This window comes from Bradyrhizobium sp. I71, assembly GCF_022354745.1.
GTDB classification, from domain to species: domain Bacteria; phylum Pseudomonadota; class Alphaproteobacteria; order Rhizobiales; family Xanthobacteraceae; genus Bradyrhizobium; species Bradyrhizobium liaoningense.
Window position 1 is genome coordinate 611,209 of sequence record NZ_CP059398.1, and the last position, 17,607, is coordinate 628,815.

General features: G+C 63.6%; 15 protein-coding genes and 1 tRNA gene. 11 read left to right on the top strand and 5 right to left on the bottom strand.

From position 1 onward, the window contains the following. Positions 1 to 120: 120 nt before the first annotated feature. The 7 genes from FJV43_RS02905 (at position 121) to FJV43_RS02935 (ending at position 7,906) form a co-directional block, all read left to right on the top strand. Positions 121 to 2,049, top strand: coding sequence for a hypothetical protein (locus FJV43_RS02905; RefSeq protein ID WP_239624491.1), 1,929 nt, complete (start codon positions 121 to 123; stop codon positions 2,047 to 2,049). A gap of 244 nt (positions 2,050 to 2,293) precedes the next feature. Continuing rightward, complete coding sequence (locus FJV43_RS02910) at positions 2,294 to 3,511, top strand: class I SAM-dependent methyltransferase (RefSeq protein ID WP_239624492.1); 1,218 nt, start codon at positions 2,294 to 2,296, stop codon at positions 3,509 to 3,511. Next, positions 3,504 to 4,709, top strand: a complete 1,206-nt coding sequence (locus FJV43_RS02915; protein ID WP_239624493.1) for a class I SAM-dependent methyltransferase — start codon at positions 3,504 to 3,506, stop codon at positions 4,707 to 4,709. Before FJV43_RS02910 ends, FJV43_RS02915 begins: the two co-directional genes overlap by 8 nt. Before the next feature lie 3 nt (positions 4,710 to 4,712). Further along, positions 4,713 to 5,753, top strand: a complete 1,041-nt coding sequence (locus FJV43_RS02920; protein ID WP_239624494.1) for a Gfo/Idh/MocA family oxidoreductase — start codon at positions 4,713 to 4,715, stop codon at positions 5,751 to 5,753. A gap of 228 nt (positions 5,754 to 5,981) precedes the next feature. Beyond that, on the top strand, positions 5,982 to 6,488 hold the full coding sequence (locus tag FJV43_RS02925) for a hypothetical protein (RefSeq protein ID WP_239624495.1): 507 nt from the start codon (positions 5,982 to 5,984) through the stop codon (positions 6,486 to 6,488). Between the two features lie 107 nt (positions 6,489 to 6,595). Then, a complete protein-coding gene (locus FJV43_RS02930; protein WP_239624496.1) occupies positions 6,596 to 7,003 on the top strand; it encodes a hypothetical protein in 408 nt (135 codons plus the stop codon). A 141-nt stretch (positions 7,004 to 7,144) separates the two neighbouring features. Continuing rightward, positions 7,145 to 7,906: a glycosyltransferase family 2 protein gene (locus FJV43_RS02935; RefSeq protein ID WP_239624497.1), complete on the top strand. Its 762-nt coding sequence runs from the start codon at positions 7,145 to 7,147 to the stop codon at positions 7,904 to 7,906. A gap of 110 nt (positions 7,907 to 8,016) precedes the next feature. Here FJV43_RS02935 and FJV43_RS02940 read toward each other — a convergent pair. After that, a tRNA-Trp gene (locus FJV43_RS02940) sits at positions 8,017 to 8,092 on the bottom strand. Between the two features lie 149 nt (positions 8,093 to 8,241). Between FJV43_RS02940 and FJV43_RS02945 the strand changes: the two genes are divergently transcribed. Beyond that, complete coding sequence (locus tag FJV43_RS02945) at positions 8,242 to 9,477, top strand: serine hydrolase domain-containing protein (protein WP_239624498.1); 1,236 nt, start codon at positions 8,242 to 8,244, stop codon at positions 9,475 to 9,477. A 149-nt stretch (positions 9,478 to 9,626) separates the two neighbouring features. Here the strand turns inward: FJV43_RS02945 and FJV43_RS02950 are convergent, their stop codons facing one another. Further along, a complete protein-coding gene (locus FJV43_RS02950; protein WP_239624499.1) occupies positions 9,627 to 10,394 on the bottom strand; it encodes an SDR family oxidoreductase in 768 nt (255 codons plus the stop codon). 120 nt (positions 10,395 to 10,514) lie between these two features. Continuing rightward, on the bottom strand, positions 10,515 to 11,213 hold the full coding sequence (locus tag FJV43_RS02955; RefSeq protein ID WP_239624501.1) for a histidine phosphatase family protein: 699 nt from the start codon (positions 11,211 to 11,213) through the stop codon (positions 10,515 to 10,517). Between the two features lie 135 nt (positions 11,214 to 11,348). On the opposite strand from FJV43_RS02955, the gene FJV43_RS02960 reads away from it, so the two are divergent. The 3 genes from FJV43_RS02960 to FJV43_RS02970 all read left to right on the top strand — a co-directional run bounded on the left by FJV43_RS02960 (position 11,349) and on the right by FJV43_RS02970 (position 15,004). After that, positions 11,349 to 12,134 (top strand): SDR family oxidoreductase, encoded by a 786-nt coding sequence (locus FJV43_RS02960; RefSeq protein ID WP_028182362.1) that lies wholly within the window; start codon positions 11,349 to 11,351, stop codon positions 12,132 to 12,134. A 1,121-nt stretch (positions 12,135 to 13,255) separates the two neighbouring features. Next, a complete protein-coding gene (argE, locus tag FJV43_RS02965) occupies positions 13,256 to 14,428 on the top strand; it encodes an acetylornithine deacetylase (RefSeq protein WP_239624503.1) in 1,173 nt (390 codons plus the stop codon). Between the two features lie 279 nt (positions 14,429 to 14,707). After that, complete coding sequence (locus FJV43_RS02970) at positions 14,708 to 15,004, top strand: GIY-YIG nuclease family protein (protein ID WP_239629822.1); 297 nt, start codon at positions 14,708 to 14,710, stop codon at positions 15,002 to 15,004. Between the two features lie 113 nt (positions 15,005 to 15,117). On the opposite strand, the gene FJV43_RS02975 is transcribed toward FJV43_RS02970, so the two are convergent. Both FJV43_RS02975 and FJV43_RS02980 read right to left on the bottom strand, forming a co-directional pair. Then, positions 15,118 to 16,176: a phosphotransferase family protein gene (locus tag FJV43_RS02975; RefSeq protein ID WP_239624504.1), complete on the bottom strand. Its 1,059-nt coding sequence runs from the start codon at positions 16,174 to 16,176 to the stop codon at positions 15,118 to 15,120. Positions 16,177 to 16,307: 131 nt separating this feature from the next. Then, complete coding sequence (locus FJV43_RS02980; RefSeq protein WP_239624506.1) at positions 16,308 to 17,543, bottom strand: acyl-CoA dehydrogenase family protein; 1,236 nt, start codon at positions 17,541 to 17,543, stop codon at positions 16,308 to 16,310. Positions 17,544 to 17,607 lie beyond the last annotated feature (64 nt).

Sequence of the window (17,607 nt, forward strand, 5' to 3'; positions counted from 1 at the left end):
AGAGAGAGTTAGATTTTCCGCTGTGTTCGACGCAGCCTCCTCCACGACTTCGATCGTAGCCAGCCTCGAGACCTCCTAGTGGAGTACACAAGGGAATTCTCGATCGCCGCCAGAGCAGTTGTGGCCGCCCTGCTGGGATGCGCCGTCGCCTATGTGGTGCTGCTGCTGTTGAAAAATCACCTTCCGTCGTTTCAATCGAATTTCGTCGAAGGCTTCGATATGGCCTTGGCAGACAGGAATTGCGACTTCTGCAAGAAGGCGTTCTACGGCTCGTTCTTCCTGTCCGGGCCGATTGCGGCCGCAGCTGCATTGTATGCGACGCATCGATCATCGGGCTCGCTCACACTGAGCACCATCACGGCGAGCCTCGTCTACCTTGCACTCCACGCCGCCAACGATACGGGCAGGTCCGGGATCGCGATCGCCTTGCTGGCGGCCGCGGCCATCACCGTCGGTCTCAATCGAGGCGCCAACAATTACTTTCCTGCTGCAAGTCCCTCGACCGACACCCGGTTCAGCGTGGGGGCCGCCGATCTGCTCGTGATCGTATTCCTTGCCCTGCTGCTGATCCCCTCCGACCTTGAAGGCGTAACGGCGGCCGTGAGGGACGAAGCGCACAAGGTAAGTTACTTCATCGGTCCGGCGCTCTATGGCTACGCCCCCGGTCTCGTTCCGGGATTGGACTTCCATTCGCATTATGGCCCCGCACTCGGCTGGTTCTTTCATCTCATCATGGGAGACGGCTGGAAATCGGCGGCCATGCGAGCGGTCGGATTGAACATCGCGATCACGCTTGCAACGTACATCCAGGCCTACTTTCTTCTGAACTACTTGATCCGGTCGAAACTCGCCGCAATCGCCATCATCACGGCTCTCGCCGTGCTGGCTTTCTCCACAACCGGCCAGTTCTACTCGCCGTCTGCCTACCCGACGCGATTTCCTCTCTTGATCGTCTTTGCCCTCGCGATCAGCCTGCACTGCACCGCTCCGGGGCGCCTCACATGGCTGATCGTATCGGCCATCATGTGCGCCGTCTCGCTGCTCTGGCAGACCGAGATCGGACTATTCTTCCTTGTGACAGGCACCTTCGTCGCCGCGATCGCCGGAGGTTTTCCGAGCTATCGCAATGCACTTGTGTTCGCAGTCACATCGATTGCCGCTGCAATCTTGATGTGCCTGGTGCTGTTCGGATCGAGAGCCTTCTCCCTGGACTTTCTGATCGAATGCTTCCGCCCGCTCGTACTCTACGGGACGGGATGGGGAAGCACGCCCATCAAATGGGACTTCGGCTGGGGCATCATCTACAATCTGCCGCTACAAATCGTCGGATGCATCACCGTCGGCTGGGCCTCAATTCGGCTGTCACGGCCCTGTGATTCCGCGCAGGACCGGTTCGTGACAGGGATTCTTCTGACACTGTCGATGATTGGCATGGCGCTGATGATCAAATGGGTCAATCGAACGCTCGACGCTGTCTGGCACCAGAACGCGTTGCCGCTGGTGATCGTCTCGGCTTGGTGGATCCGTCAATTTTCAGCCGGGTGGCAACCGTCGTTCCGAAGAGCCGCCGGCGCTACAGCGGCCGTTGCCACCATTCTTGCGCTGCTGCTCGTGCAAGACGAGAATAATCCACACCTCTACGGCCTGAGATCGTATGCAACTTATCCCAGCCTTCTGAGGTGGCCATTCGTCTCGAGCCCACCCGTCACGTGGCAGGAGGACCTTGACCAGATCACCGAGACTGAAACCAAGTTCATCCAGGAAAAAACCAGGCCAGACGAGAGGGTCCTGGTCATCGCCCTCAGGGATTGGGCCCATCTGGCGCAGGCCCATCGGGCGCCACTGGCCTATTTCATGCCGTTCTTGGTGTCCTTTGACGCGCGGTTCCTGGATCGCTCGATGAACCCGGCGGACCGGCTGTTTTATGATAGGATGGTGGAGCGCAGGCCGGAGTATCCCTATGTCCAAGAGGCCATGAAGCGGATCAAGAGAGATTTCGTGGCAGTGGAGACCAGGGGTAATTTGACACTCTATGAGCGGCGGCATTGACCTCGGCCGTGCTCGCGGCCCTTGAGAGCGCACATAGCTGGCCGTATCCACCTCCAATTGATGGGCGGCGGCACATCTTGCAAGACCTATCAACGGCTGCTACCTGCTTTGCCCGAGGACGCATCGGCCGGAGGAATGCTCCGCGCAACCCGGATATGATGTATCCGGGACCGTCTCGTTGCCGGCCACGGCGGCTTTCATTGAAGGTCGCCTCGTCAGACCTGCCCAAATGCGAGAATAATCAGTGACCGACCATTGCCGCCTTTGCCATTCGACCAACCTGCGACCGGTCATCAACCTCGGCCTGATGCCGATTGCTCATAGGCTTCGGCACAGCCGAAACGAGCAGGAGGAACGGTATCCGTTCGAGGTGCTGGCTTGCGGCGAATGTGGCCTGCCGCAGATCGTCAAGCCGATCGATCCCGAAATTCTGTATCGCCAATTCAATTACAATTTCAGCAGCTGGAAGCCGGAGCCGCACCAGGCGGACGAGCTCGACACCATCGCGAAGTTCTCGAAGCATCAGTCCGTGTTCGAGATCGGATGCAACGATGGCCTGTTCATGGACAAGCTGCGCGAGCGCGGCGCGAAGGTCTTGGTAGGCGTGGAGCCCAACCCTGTGTCGGGCAAGATCGCCCGCGAGCGCGGCATCAAGGTCTATTCCGACATGATCAGCCCCGCGCTGTGTCACGACGCCGTTGCCCAGGCCGGCAAGTTCGACCTCGTCGTCTCGCGCCAGGTGCTGGAGCACATCGTCGATTTCGAGAACTTCTTCGACTGCGTGAAGATCGCGCTGCGCGAGGATGGGCTGCTGTTCATCGACGTGCCTGATTTCGCCCCCGGCTCGGCAGCGGGCGATCTTTCCGTGCTCTGGGAGGAGCACGTCAGCTATTTCACCGAACCGACCCTGCTCGCTCTGCTGGCGCGCCATGGCTTCGAGGCGGTGTCCGTGAAGAAGTACAATTTCAGCGGCGGCAGCCTCGCGATCGCGGCCCGTCGTGCCGCGGGCCGCGTGACGCCGCCGCCCGCGCCGTCGGGAGTCGGCGAGAAATTCGGTCAACGTGCACGGGAATATGGCGCGCGCCTTCGTCCGATCCTCGCGAAGGCCCGGGCCAATGGTGCCGAGATCGCCATCTACGGCGCCGGCTGCCGCGCCTGCACCTTCACCAACGCCCACGAGCTGGCGGATCTCGTCGACCTCTCGGTCGACGATCAGAAAGAGCGGCAGGGCTTGTTCCTGCCCGGCACCGGCATTCCGATCCGCTCGCCGGAGGATCTCGCCAGCAAGTCAGAACCGCTCGTCTGTCTTCTCGCCGTGAACGAGGAGAACGAAGCCAAGGTCAGCAGCCGGCTGCGCGAGAACGTGAAGCGGCCGCTGCACGTCGTTTCGATCTTCGCGCCCTCCGACATCTGGAGCGAGCTCGACCGTCTCGAGGCGGCCGCAGGGTCGCCGCATGGTTGAGGACAAGCTCTTCAACTACTACGAACGTCAGGACGTTCTGCCGACGTTCGGAAATTTCAAGTCGTCCGCCGAGCTCGAGGCTTACGGCGGCCAGCGGCGCGAACTGTTCTCGGACAAGCTGGTGCTGCCACCGCGGCTGTTCCGCAATGCCGAGGTGCTCGAATTCGGTCCTGATTCCGGCGAGAACGCTCTGGTGTTTGCGAGCTGGGGCGCGAACATGACGCTCGCCGAGCCGAACCGGCATGCACACCCGAAGATCCAGGCCTATTTCGCTCATTTCGGCCTGACCGAACGTCTCCGCGAGCTTGCACTCGCCGATGTCGAGGGATTCCGCAGCGACCGCGGGTTCGACATCATCGATGCCGAAGGATTCATCTACACGGTGCAGCCGACTGAAAATTGGCTCGGCGTCTTCCACCGGCTGCTCAACCCCGACGGTTACGCCGTCGTGTCCTATTACGAGCGCCATGGCGGATTCTTCGAGCTCGCGCTCAAGGCGATCCATTCGGCCGGCAAGGCATTGACCGGCCGTCCTGCGCTCGAGACGGCGAGGATGCTGTTCGATGCGAAATGGAGCAGCATTCCGCACACCCGCAGCTTCGAATCCTGGCTGATGGACGTGCTCGAAAATCCCTTCGTCCGGCATCGGTACTTCCTCGACGCGGCGGCCTTGTGCACGGCGGCGCATGAACAGGGTTTCGACATCCATTCGGCATGGCCAGCCTATCGCGACAGCTTGGACGTCTACTGGCACAAGAAGGTTCTGCCCAACGACGAGAAGCTGCGGCGCACGGCGCGCCATCTCGACCGCAGCCGCCTGAGCTTCCTTGGCGGACGAAAGCTCTATCTGGTCGGCAACGCCGATGCAGTGGAGGCGATCTCGGCATCGATCGAGACGCTGGTTCCCGACGTTGATGCGATGATCGACGATCCCTTCGGCGAGAGCCTGCCGCGCGTGGTCGCGAACCTCGCGTCCCTGCGCGAGACGATCCGGACGACGGACATTCTCGCCGACGATGCTGCCGACATCGAAGCCATCACGGCAACGCTCGATAGTTTCCATCGCATCTTTGGCGCGATCGGGCGACGGGATGCGTCCGCGGTCACTGCCCTCACCCAGACGGATCCGGCGTTCATCAACACCTGGGGACAGCCGGCGCACTTCCTCGTCATCCGAAAGCGCTCCAAGGAATCATAGCCAGTGAAGCCAGGCATTGGCATCATCGGGACGGGCATGGTCGGCCAGATGTGCCACCTCACCAATTTCGCTGCCAATCCCGCCTGCCGCGTCGTCGCGATCGCCGATCTCCGGCCGGATCTCGCTGCCGCCGCGGCGCAGAAGTTCGGCATCTCGCGGGTCTACGGCACGCACCGGGAGTTGCTTGCGGACAGCGCGGTGTCCGCCGTGGTCGTCGTGACGAAGCGGCGGGCGACCGGGCCGATCGTCCTGGACGCGTTGAACAGCGGCCGCCACGTGCTGTCGGAAAAGCCGATGGCCTACACGACGGTTCAGGCCGAGACACTGGTCGAAGCCGCGCGGCGACAGGACCTCATCTACAGCATCGGTTATATGAAACGACACGACGCCGGCGTGGCACGCGCGCTGGCCGAGCTGGCGCGTATCCGCGCAGACCAGTCGCTCGGACGCATCGTCGCCGCGCGAGGCTGGTGCTTCGGCGGCGACACGGGCCGCGCGCAGGACAATTTCGTGATGACCGGCGAAGCGCGTCCGGACGGGCTCGAACTCTGGGAGGATGGTCCCGACTGGATGCCGCGCGCGATGCGCCCCGGCTACGACAATTTTCTGAACGTCTTCAGCCATATCATCAATCTGGCGCGCTACCTGCTCGGACCATCGCCGACGCTCGCCGAAAGCTCGATCGAGACCTCCGGCGCCGCGCGCATGACCCTTGACTTCGACGGCATCGCTTGCACGCTGGATCTCGTGAACGGGTCCGAAGGCGCCTGGCACGAGGGACTGACGATCGATTTTGAGCGCGGTGCGGTGACCATCGAGCTGCCCGCCCCCTTCGCCAAACAGGAGGCGCAGGTCATCGTCGATCATGACGGCAAATCAACTCGGCTGGTGCGCGCAGCCAGCTGGGCATTTCAGCGCCAAGCCGACGCCTTCGTCACCGATATCATCGAGCGGAAAATACCCTTGGCCTCCGGCGCGGATTCAGTGACCGACATCTCGCTTGCAGAGACGGTCTGGAAGCCGCGGGCTAGCGGCAAAGCATGATCGCGCTTTAGCCGCGGCACCCTTGCTCGCGCTGTCGAGCGGATGGCCAGCGTCATTCAAGTCGAGGTCAAGACTCTCGGACGGAGGAATGGCATCGCGACACACGATTGGCATGCCCGTGTGACGACCGCAAGTCCGGGGCGCCGGGCTCTCTTGACCGGAAAAATGCGACCTCCTATAGACTTTCGCTCTGGCTGGGCCTGAGAGGCGTCCGGGGCGATTTACGCAATGAACATGCTACCGGGCCCGGCGCAGGCCGCTGCAATTGGTCTCAGCATCGCCTTTCCACTCCTGTTGCTGTGTTACGCGCGCATCGCCGCCACCGGCGGATCCGGCCGCCGCTTCCGTCTGGCCTGCGTCAGCGTCGTCGTGCTTTTCGCGATCGCCTGTATCGCGCTTCCAGGTCAACGCCACGTCGACGACGTGCTTGGCGGTCTGCTCCTGCTGGCGACAGCGATGATGTTTTGCTACGTCCTGTTCAGCCTGCTGGCCTGGGGCTTTACGGTCACGCTGCTCACGGCACTGGTCAAGTCCGGACGTCCCCTCACCTTGGACCAATGGGCTGCGGCCTACATGCAGGGCGGCGACCTCGGCACCTTCGCGCACAACCGCCTGAAACTCCTGATCAGCTCGAGGCTGGTGGTGACGGCGGACGGCCGGCTGGCCCCGACGGCCAAGGGGGTAGCGGTCGCACATCTGGTCAAACTCGTTCGTTTATCGTCGGGTCTTGGGTGAGCAGCACAATGTCCTTCGCTGTCGGACTTGTCGCCGTCGTCGTCTTCGCCCTGCTGGCGCCTGCCTTGCAGCTCATGGCCCGCGCTCGCGCATGGGCGCTCGGACCCGTGATCCTGCTCGCGATCGCCGCGGTCGTCTCGCATGGTCTCGGCGTGATGCTCGGAATTTTCGCCGTTCCGCAATTTCAGTATTGGAACGCCGCGTCGATTTTCGGATTTTGCGTCATGGCTTACGTTTTCGCCTTTGGCGCAGTCTATAAATCGGTCTCCCTGGACATCCTGCGCGGCCTCGTCGACCGGCCCGGTCGCAGGGCCCCGGTTTCGGACATCGCCGAAAGGCAGGTTCCGGATCTCTTCCGGGGACGAATTGGGAACCTGGTCGATGGCGGCTTGGTCGAACCGGTCGATTCGCACTTCAGGGCGACGGCGGCGGGCCGGAATGTGGCAGGCCGCATCGGACGGCTGCGCCGCGCCTTCGGCATTGGCGATACCGGCCTCTACGATTTTTCCGACTAGTTGCGCGAAACACACACATCCCGCCTTTCGTGTCCGGTTGTGTGGACCATGTCCGGGAGCCACATTGTTCGCCCGGCTCAGATGACCTAGAGTTGCCCCGGGATTCTACCAGTCAAGGGTAGCCGGCAACGGCGGCATAAGATGACACCTTCCAGGGCGGCTAAAAGGCTTACGATCGTCATCCCTGCACTGAACGAGCAGGACAAGATCGCCGACACCATCGACGGCGTGCTGCCACTCGCCCGCGAGCTGCTCGACGATTTCGAGATCTTCCTGATCGACGACGGCAGCACCGACGCCACCGGCGCGATCATGGACGAGTTCGCGGCCGGCGAGCCACGCATCATCGTGCATCACAACGCCGAACGGCGGGGTGTCGGCGCCGGCTTCGAATTCGCCCTGTCGCGCGCTAAGTTCGATGCCATCACGCTCATTCCCGGCGATCACGCCTTTCAAAACGAAGGGATCGCCCGGATGTTCAAGGCGGCAGGCGCCGCCGACCTCGTCATCACCTATCGCGACAACCAGTCGGACCGCTCCATCAACCGCTCCCTCCAGTCGCATTCCCTCCGGTTCATCCTGAACTGCCTGTTCGGCTTCTGGCTGTCCGACTACCACAGCATGATCGTCTACCCCGTGAAATGGCTGCGCCAGATCGCGGTGAAGGCCGACGGTTACGGCTATCAGATCTGCGCGCTGATCTCGCTGCTCCAGCTCGGCCTCACCTACGTGCAGGTGCCGGTCAGCCTGAACGCGGAGCTGAAGGGCTCTTCCCGCGCGCTGCGGCTGCGCACCTATTTCGAGCTCATCGGGACGATCTTCTCGCTGATCCGCCGCGTTCCCATCCGTCACGTCGATCCCAGCCAGGTTCCCGGCGACCGCGAGCGGGTCCCGGCGCGCTAGGCGGGGCCTGGCATTTGAACGTCGAGAATTGGGACCCGCTCCTTGGCGATTCGTCCGTGGGACGCACCGTCCCTATCCCGCCAGCATCTAGCTTAAGCAATTGATTTGACTGGCAGGAGTGGCAGGGCTCGAACCTGCGACCCCCGGTTTTGGAGACCGGTGCTCTACCAATTGAGCTACACTCCTACGGACCCCGCGTCGCCACAGGATCAGGCGCGCTTTCAAGCACAAGGGACGGCCGCTTTGCAAGGGTGAACCGCGCCGGCTTCGCTTGTTTGTGCCGGGCTTTCTGGGCCACAGTCCGTCGGCGATAACAAAAGCAACCGGGAGTGCCCATGACCGCGACAGCGACCGCCACAGCCGCCCCACAGGCCACGACCGCGCTCCAGACCCCGCCTGTGTCGGAAGCGCGCCCCGAGACGCTCGGGCTGTCGCGTCCCCGCCTCCAGGCCATGTCGGACGCGTTCAAGCGCGAGATCGACAAGGGAACCGTGCCCGGGGTGACCGTGCTGGTGGCCCGGCGCGGCCAGATCGGCTGGTTCGAGGCGCTCGGCAAGCAAAGCCCGGCCGGCGCCGCACCGATGGCGCGCGATTCGATCTTCCGCATCTTCTCGATGACCAAGCCGATCGTCTCGGTCGGCATCATGGCGCTGGTCGAGGATGGCCAGCTCCTGCTCGGCGACGCCGTCGCAAAATTCATCCCGGAATTTGCGAACCAGAAGGTCGGCGTCGTCAAGGACGGCAAGTTGGAGCTGGTGCCCCCGACGCGGCCCATGACCGTGCAGGACCTGCTCCGCCACACCTCCGGCCTCACCTATGAGCACCAGGGCGACGGCCCCGTGCACAAGCTCTACCAGGAGTCCCGCGTCCGCAGCCGCAAGATCAGCAACGCCGAGCACGCCGCGCTGGTGGCGAGCTTTCCGCTGGTCTGCCAGCCCGGCGCGGCGTTCAACTACAGCCGCTCCACCGACATCGTTGGCCGCATCATCGAGGTCGTCAGCGGCAAGACGCTCGGCGCCTTCCTCACCGAGCGCGTGCTCGCGCCGCTCCAGATGGCCGAGACCGGCTTCTCCGCATCCGAGGCCAATGCCGGCCGGCTCGCCGAGCCGTTCGCGGCCGATCCCTGGACCGGCGACAAGGTCGCGCTGTTCAACATGCTCGAGCAGCCGGTGATGGAGTCCGGCGGCGGCGGCCTGGTCTCGACCACGATGGACTATGCCCGCTTCTGCCTGATGCTGCGCAATGGCGGCACGCTCGACGGCAACAGGGTCATCGGCCGCAAGACGCTGGAGCTGATGGCCTCCGATCACCTCGGGCCGGACGTCGCGATCAACGGCACCCTGCTCTCGCCCGGCCACGGCTTCGGCCTCGGCTTCGCCGTGCGCAAGGAGGCCGGCATTGCGCCCTTCCCCGGCAGCGTCGGCCAGTATTTCTGGAGCGGCATTGCCGGCACGTTCTTCTGGATCGACCCGAAGGAGGATCTGTTCGCGGTGTTCATGAGCCAGGGCCCTGGACAGCGCGACTACACGCGGACCTTGGTGCGGGATCTGGTTTACGCTGCGGTGGAGTGAAGTCTCGCTCGTGCCCCGGACGCGACGCAGCGCGTAGCGGTGCGGCGCAGAGCCGGGGCCCATGCCTCTGCAATCTAGCCCTTGGCTTTCTGGGTCCCGGCTCTGCGGAGCGGCACTGCGTGCCGCACCGCGTCCGGGACACGAAACCGTCAACTGATCGTCGCGCCGCCGTCGATCACCATGGTCTGGCCGGTCATGAAGTCGCCGGCCGCAGAGCCCAGGAACACCGCTGCGCCCGCGATCTCGTCCGGAATGCCGATGCGCAGCAGCGGCGAGCGCGAGGTCGAGGCTTTCAGGTTCTCCGGATTGTCCCACAGCGCCTTGGCGAAGTCCGTCTTGATCAGGCCCGGCGCGATGCAGTTCACGCGGATGTTGTGCGGGCCGTATTCACAGGCGAGGTTGCGCGCGAGCTGCATGTCGGCGGCTTTCGAGATCGCGTAGGCACCGAGGATGGTCGAACCCTTGAGGCCGCCGATCGAGGAGACGATGATGATCGAGCCGTCCTTGCGCTCGATCATCTGCGGCACCACCATCGAGATCAGCCAGTTGTTGGCGACGATGTTGTTGTCGAGGATCTTCCTGAACTGATCGTCGGAGATGCCGGCGAGCGGCCCGTAATACGGGTTCGACGCAGCGTTGCACACCAGCACGTCGATCTTGCCGAAGGCACGGTTGCTCTCGTCGACGAGGTTTTGCAGATTCTCTTTCGACGAGATGTTGGCGGCGACCGCGATCGCGGTACCTTTGCCGAACTTATCGTTGATCCCCTTGGCGACCTGCTCGCAGACATCGGCCTTGCGCGAGGAGATCACCACCTTGGCGCCGTGCTCGGCCATGCGCTCGGCGATCGCAAGCCCGATGCCGCGCGTCGATCCCGTGATGACGGCGACTTTCCCCTTCATGTCGAACAAGGTCATGTGTCTCTCCCTGATTGATCTTGGTATTGAATGTCATTCCGGAGCGGTCCGCAGGACCGAACCCGGAATCTCGAGATTCCGGGTTCGATGCGTTGCATCGCCCCGGAATGACAGCTTAACTCAGGCGAGCTTCTTGACTTCCGGCCCCGCCGGCTGGTGCATCGCTGCGTGCGCAGCATCCGCAATCCACGGCTGCTGGTTCACCATCGGCAGCCGCCAGACGGTGCGCTCGGGACTCGCAAAATAGTCCAGCCGCGTCACCGAGCAATTGTCGATGTCGAACGACAGCCCGCGCTCCGGCTGGCCGTCGAGCGCGAGCCCCAGCGCCGCCTTGATCGTGCCGCCATGCGCGACCGCGATGATGTCCTGTCCTGCCGCCTCAGCGTTGATCCGCTCGATGGTGCGGCGCGTGCGGTTGTAGAGGTCCATGAAGCTCTCGCCGCCGGGCGCGGGCTCGTTGACGTCGGCGAACCAGCTCGTGCCGACGGGGCGGCTCGCGATGAACTGGGCCCGGTTCATGCCCTGCCAGCGGCCGAGATTCTGCTCGGCGAGATCCGCCTCCCGCTTCATCGACGCAGGCCTTGGAAAGCCGGCGGCCCAGATCGCCTCGGCGGTCTGGTGGGTGCGCATCAGGTTGCTCGAATACCAGACCGCCGTGCGTGGCAGCACCTTGGCAACGGCATTGAACACATAGGTGTCGCTGGTGTCGCAGGCGATGTCGGACTGTCCGTAGATGTTGCCGCCGTCATTGCGCACCGGCGCGTGACGGACCCACCACCATCGCGTGACGACCACATTTGGCTTGTCTGCACCTGCCATCGAAACCCTTCCATCCCGTCTGATGTCGCTGTACGTGAGTAGCGAACGTGCCTCAAGACACTTTACCGTTTGAAATCTTGTTTGAAATTCCGCCGCGCGGCAAGCGCCGCGCGGGGCACCACAAGGGAGAAACGCATGGGCCGCCTGCAAGGCAAATCCGTCATCATCACCGGCGCCGGCAGCGGCATCGGTCGCGCGGCTGCGCTGCTGTTCACCAAGGAAGGGGCCAAGCTGATCGCGGTCGATCGCACCGAGGCCGTGAAGGAGACCGTCGAGGAGGTGAAGAAGGCCGGCGGCATCGCGGAAGCCATGATCGCGGATGCCGGCTCCGAAAAGGACGTCATCGCCGTGATCGACAAGGCGGTGAAGGCGCATGGCCGGCTCGACGTGATCTGGGCCAATGCCGGCATCTCCGGCGGACTCGTTCCGCTCGCCGAGCAGACGGTGGAGCACTGGCAGGAGATCTTGCGCATCAACCTGATCGGGCCGTTTCTCGCGGTGAAATACGCGATGCCGCACATGGTCAAGCAGCAGTCCGGCGCGATCGTGCTGACCGCCTCCGTCGCAGGCCTCAAGGCCGGCGCCAGCGGTCATCCCTATGCCGCGAGCAAGGCCGGCGTGATCAGCCTGGTGCAGACCACGGCCTATTCGCTCACCGGCACCGGCGTGCGCATCAACGCGGTCTGCCCCGGCCTGATCGAGACGGGCATGACAAAGCCGATCTTCGACCGCGCCAAGGAACGCGGCACCCAGGACAAGATCGGCCAGCTCAATCCGCTCAAGCGCCCCGGCCAGCCGCACGAGCTCGCGGCGATGGGACTGTTCCTGGCGAGCGACGAAGCCTCGTATGTCAACGGCCAGGCATTCCCGGTGGACGGCGGCCTCACGGCGTCGATGCCGTATACGGGCAAGCCGGTTTAATTGGGATCCCGTGTCCCGGACGCGCTGCAGCGTTCTTACGCTGCTGCGCAGAGCCGGGACCCAGGACGCCACACGGGTCGCCGCAACATGGGCCCCGGCTCTGCAGCGCACCGCCGAAGAGACGCTGCGCTGCGTCCGGGGCACGAGAGCGGAGTGTTCGCGCGCAACTGCATCAACGCCGTCATTGCGAGCCCAGCGAAGCAATCCAGAATCCCTCCGCGGAGAGACTCTGGATTGCTTCGCTGCGCTCGCAATGACGGAGTGTGGGGCGGCGTGCATCGCTCTTCCGATCTGAACCTCGTCCGAAGACACACCTTCACGCTCTCGCGGCTCATCTCGCCCGAGCTTTGCTTGGTTGTCTCACCCCCGATGAAAGAGGGCGCAGGGAAGGCCGGGAGCCGGTTGGCTCCCGTGGACCGCCATGCCGGACGCAAACTGCGTGCGCTTCGATGCATAGCGGGTAACAGGGCAACCGGGGACATCCCGGCCTTCCCTGCGCAGTGGTTGGAACGGCTTATGTCGTGATCTCCCCGGGGAGCGATGCACTATTGCCCCCGTCGCCTTGCGAATGACTGACGGTGCGAACCCGGTCGGGCCGCAACGCCACCGCAAGACTTGGCGCACAGACCCCGGGCGCCAGGACCACACGATTTTGCCGTACGCTGATGGCACCGGTCGTATGCGCGACGACCCTGCTCACGGTTGCCCGCCCTGCAAGCCCGTTCGCGCCAACGCCATCTGCGTCCACCGCCGCCCGGCCCGCGTTCGTGACGATCGCGATACGCCCCTCTTCCATGGGCCGGGTTGCGGCGACACATACGCCGTTTCCGAATTTCGGTAAAGCGGAATATTTTCGGCGAGACGTCTTGACCGATGGCTTGGGTGTTTTGCCCGACAGGCAACGCAAGGTCTGGTAGCTCTTCCCTCGTCATTCCTGGGCGCGACGAAGGCGCGAACCCGGAATCCATGTCACCGCGGGTGATGCGGCCCGATGGATCCCGGGCTCGATGCTGCGCATCGCTCCGGAATGACGGTTGCGATGTTGATTTGCCCGACCGGGCGCCACATTGGTATGGTTCCTGCAAGCGTTTCAGCCTCCATTCCCCCGACAGAACGAGACAATGCCAAGCTCAAGACCCGACCGGATCCGAAAACTCCTCGCCGACCTCGTCGGTTTCGACACCATCAGCGACCGCACCAACCTGCCCCTGATCGCCCATATCGAAAACTATCTTGCCGCGTTCGGCATCAAGGGTGAGCGCATCGTCGACGAGACCGGCGAGAAGGCCGCGCTGTGGGTCACGATCGGGCCGGAGGATCGTCCCGGCATGGTGCTGTCGGGCCATACCGACGTGGTGCCCGTCGTGGGCCAGGACTGGAGCCATGATCCCTTCAAGCTGGTGGAGCGCGACGGCAAGCTCTATGGCCGCGGCACCACCGACATGAAGGGATTTGTCGCGGTGTGCCTCGCCATGGTGCCGGAGATGCTGGAGGCCGGGCTCAAGACACCGATTCATCTGGCGATCTCCTATGACGAGGAGATCGGCTGCGTCGGCGTGCGGCCGATGCTGCGCGAGGTCGCGAAGAAGAAGATCAAGCCGCTCGGCGCCTTCATCGGCGAGCCGACGCAGATGCAGGTCATCATCGGCCACAAGGGCAAGCACGGCGTGCGCGCCACCTTTCGCGGCCTCGCTCGGCATTCCTCGATCGCGCCCGACGGCGTCAACGCGATCGAATATGCCGCCGAGCTGATTGTCGAGATCCGCCGCCGCGCCGAGAAGCTTGCGGCCGCGCGGTCAAACGACAGCCTCTACGACGTTCCGCACTCGACGCTGCTCACCAGCATCGTCCACGGCGGCGCCGCGCTCAACATCGTGCCTGACACCTGCACGGTGGATTTCGAATGCCGCGGCATCGGCATCACGGAGTCGCGCGAGGTCACGGATGCAATCGTCGCCTGGGCCAAGGCCGAGATCGAGCCGGCGATGAAGGCAAGACATCCGGAGTGCGGCATCGATTTCGAGGAGATCCTCGACTACCCCGCCCTCGACACGGCCGCCGACGCCGCGATCGTCACGCTGGCCAAGAGCCTCGCCGGGCGCAACGACCACGCCAAGGTCGCCTTCGGCACCGAGGCGAGCCTGTTCGCCGACATCGCCGATATCCCCTCTGTCGTGATCGGCCCGGGCGCGATCGCGCAGGCGCACACGCCGGACGAGTTCGTGGAGATGGCCGAGCTGGAGAAATGCGCAGGCTTCGTGGAGAGGCTGATCGCGTATTGTAAGAACGCGTAGGCAATATCGGCGACGTGACTGGGTCCCGGCTCTGCGGAGCAGCACTTCGTGCTGCACCGCGTCCGGGACACGAGAGTATGGTCAGAGGCTTTTCACGTCGGACTAATTTGCCGCTCCGAGCTGAGCGCAGCGAAATCGTCGAAGCCACGAACCCGGATCTCGTGTCCCGGACGCGGTGCGTCACGAAGTGACGCTCCGCAGAGCCGGGACCCAGAACGCTTGGCGAAGGCATCGAACCATGCAACTCTTGAGCGCATCTCCGGCCGAGATGGCACGACCATGCCCTACTTCGTGTACATCCTTGCAAGCAAACGAAACGGCACTCTCTACATCGGCGTTACGAACGACCTCGTCCGCCGAATCGGCGAGCACAAGGCCAAGCTCATCCCCGGATTCACGCGGCAGTATGACGTGACACTGCTCGTCTATTTCGAAGCGTTTGAGTCGGTACTCGAAGCACGCTCACGCGAACATTCGTTAAAGCGCTGGCGACGTGCGTGGAAGCTCAAACTGATCGAAGAGCTCAATCCGGACTGGCGCGATCTCACGGATGAACTGAATACTTTAGCGACGTGACTGGGTTCCGGCTCTGCGGAGCAGCACTTCGTGCTGCACCGCGTCCGGGACACGAGAGGCGAGCGTTCAGATACAAGAAAAGCGCGGCCACGTCGGCCCGCGCTTTTGTCGTCCTACACCGCGCCCGCCTTCTGCGCGTATTCCCACGACGCCTTCGACAGCGGCACGGTGCGCTTGGCTGACTCCAGCGCCTTGGCGTTGGCGGCGGTGCCGTCGCGGACGCGGCCGGCGATGCCTTGGGTGATGCCGGCGAGGCGGAACAGGTTGTAGGCGAAGTACCAGTTGAGATCAGGCACCGTCATCTTGGTGACGTTGCAATAGATCTGCGCGGCCTCTTCAAGGCTCGGGATGTTGAGCGCCTTGAGGTCGGCGCCCTCCAGGCCCGGCATGATCCACTGCATCAAGAGATACGTGAAGTCGGCCATGGGATCGCCAAGCGTCGACAGCTCCCAGTCCAGCACCGCCTGCACGCGCGGTTCCGTCGCGTGGAAGATCATGTTGTCGAGGCGATAGTCGCCGTGGACAATAGAGACGCGCGCCTGCTCCGGCACGGTCTTCGGCAGCCATTCGGCGACCTTCTCGAACTCGGGAATGTGCTGGGTCTCGGAGGCCCGATACTGCTTGGTCCAGCGGTCGATCTGGCGCGCAAAATAGTTGCCGGGCTTGCCGAAATCGCCGAGGCCGATCGTAACAGGATCGAACATGTGGAGCTTCGCCAGCGTCTCGATCTTGCTGGTGAAGATCTTGCGCCGGTCGTCCGGCGCCTGGCTCGGCAGCGTCGGATCCCAGAACACCCGGCCCTCCTCCATCGACATGATGTAGAAGGCGGCACCGATGACGCTGTCGTCCTGGCACAGCGCATAGGCGCGCGCGACCGGAAAGCCCTGTTTGCCGAGCGCGGCGATCACGCGATATTCGCGGTCGACCGCATGCGCCGAGGGCAGCAATTTGCCGAACGGCTTCCTGCGCATCACGTAGGAGCGGTTCGGCGTGTTGAGGCGATAGGTCGGGTTGGACTGGCCGCCCTTGAACTGGAGCACGACCAGCGGGCCTTCGAAGCCTTCGACGTTCTCGCGCATCCACGCCTCGAGCCGCAGCTCGTCGAAGCGATGACGCTCCTCGACCGGCTTGGTGCCCGAGAACTCCTCGTCTTTCCTGACGCCGTCAGCCACGGTGACGCTCCCTCTTCAGTCCGAACATGATCCTAATCGGTAACCGCTGACGCACTTGCGTCAAGCGGTTACCGCAATTGGATCATGTCCTGTCGTTTCTTCAAGTCGGGAGCGCCGCAGGGCTCCCCCGCTTAGTGATTGGGAGAGTTGGCATACTTCCGAACTTCCAGCCTGGCAATGGCGCGGTTGTGCACCTCGTCGGGACCGTCGGCGAGACGGAGCGTGCGGATGTGGGCGTAGTCCTTGGCAAGGCCCGCCTCGTCCGACACGCCCGCACCGCCAAACGCCTGGATCGCCTCGTCGATGATCTTCAGCGCCATGTTGGGCGCGGCGACCTTGATCATGGCGATCTCGGCCTGCGCGGTCTTGTTGCCGACCTTGTCCATCATGTCGGCGGCCTTGAGGCACAGAAGGCGCGTCATCTCGATGTTGGTGCGGGCTTCGCCGATGCGCTGCTCCCACACCGAATGCTCGACGATCTTCTTGCCGAAGGCGGTGCGCGAGGTGAGCCGCTTCACCATCTTCTCCAGCGCCTCCTCGGCCTTGCCGATGGTCCGCATGCAGTGATGGATGCGACCCGGACCGAGACGGCCCTGCGCGATCTCGAAGCCGCGGCCTTCGCCGAGCAGGATGTTCTCCTTCGGCACCCGCACGTTCTCGAGCAGCACCTGCGCATGGCCGTGCGGCGCATCGTCGAAGCCGAACACGGGCAGCATCTTCTCGACCTTGATGCCGGGGGTGTCGAGCGGAACCAGGATCTGCGACTGCTGCTGGTGCTTGGCCGCCTTGAAATCGGTCTTGCCCATCAGGATCGCGATCTTGCAGCGCGGATCGCCGACACCGGATGACCACCATTTGCGGCCGTTGATGACGTAGTGGTCGCCGTCGCGCTCGATGCGGGTCTCGATGTTGGTGGCGTCGGACGAGGCGACCGCCGGTTCCGTCATCAGGAAGGCGGAGCGGATCTCGCCGTCCATCAACGGGCGCAGCCATTTGCGCTTCTGCTCCTTGGTGCCGTAGCGCATGAACACCTCCATGTTGCCGGTATCAGGCGCGGAGCAGTTGAACACCTCGGAGGCCCAGGTGATGCGGCCCATCTCTTCGGACAAGAGCGCGTATTCGAGATTGGTCAATCCCGCACCGCGGAATTCATCATCCTCATGCTCGTTCGGCGGCATGAACATGTTCCAGAGGCCTTCGGCCTTCGCCTTCTTCTTGAGGTCTTCCAGGATCGGGATGACCTTCCAGCGGTCGCCGTTCTTGTCCTGCTGGTCGTAGATCGGCACCGCCGGACGCACGTGCTTGGCCATGAAGGACCGCACGCGATCGAGCCATTCCTTCTGCTTGGTGGACAGATCAAAATCCATGGGACGCTCCTCGTTTTCTCTCTCGCAAACCCTTTTGCGCCGGACTGTCCTCCCGCCGAACGCG

Excerpts from the sequence above, each read along its gene's own strand:
- FJV43_RS02960 (WP_028182362.1), top strand. The coding sequence starts at position 11,349 with ATGGGCCGCCTGCAAGGCAAATCCGTCATCATCACCGGCGCCGGCAGC.
- FJV43_RS02970 (WP_239629822.1), top strand. The coding sequence starts at position 14,708 with ATGCCCTACTTCGTGTACATCCTTGCAAGCAAACGAAACGGCACTCTC.
- FJV43_RS02915 (WP_239624493.1), top strand. The coding sequence starts at position 3,504 with ATGGTTGAGGACAAGCTCTTCAACTACTACGAACGTCAGGACGTTCTG.
- argE (WP_239624503.1), top strand. The coding sequence starts at position 13,256 with ATGCCAAGCTCAAGACCCGACCGGATCCGAAAACTCCTCGCCGACCTC.
- FJV43_RS02955 (WP_239624501.1), bottom strand. The coding sequence starts at position 11,213 with ATGGCAGGTGCAGACAAGCCAAATGTGGTCGTCACGCGATGGTGGTGG.
- FJV43_RS02935 (WP_239624497.1), top strand. The coding sequence starts at position 7,145 with ATGACACCTTCCAGGGCGGCTAAAAGGCTTACGATCGTCATCCCTGCA.
- FJV43_RS02925 (WP_239624495.1), top strand. The coding sequence starts at position 5,982 with ATGAACATGCTACCGGGCCCGGCGCAGGCCGCTGCAATTGGTCTCAGC.
- FJV43_RS02945 (WP_239624498.1), top strand. The coding sequence starts at position 8,242 with ATGACCGCGACAGCGACCGCCACAGCCGCCCCACAGGCCACGACCGCG.
- FJV43_RS02980 (WP_239624506.1), bottom strand. The coding sequence starts at position 17,543 with ATGGATTTTGATCTGTCCACCAAGCAGAAGGAATGGCTCGATCGCGTG.
- FJV43_RS02950 (WP_239624499.1), bottom strand. The coding sequence starts at position 10,394 with ATGACCTTGTTCGACATGAAGGGGAAAGTCGCCGTCATCACGGGATCG.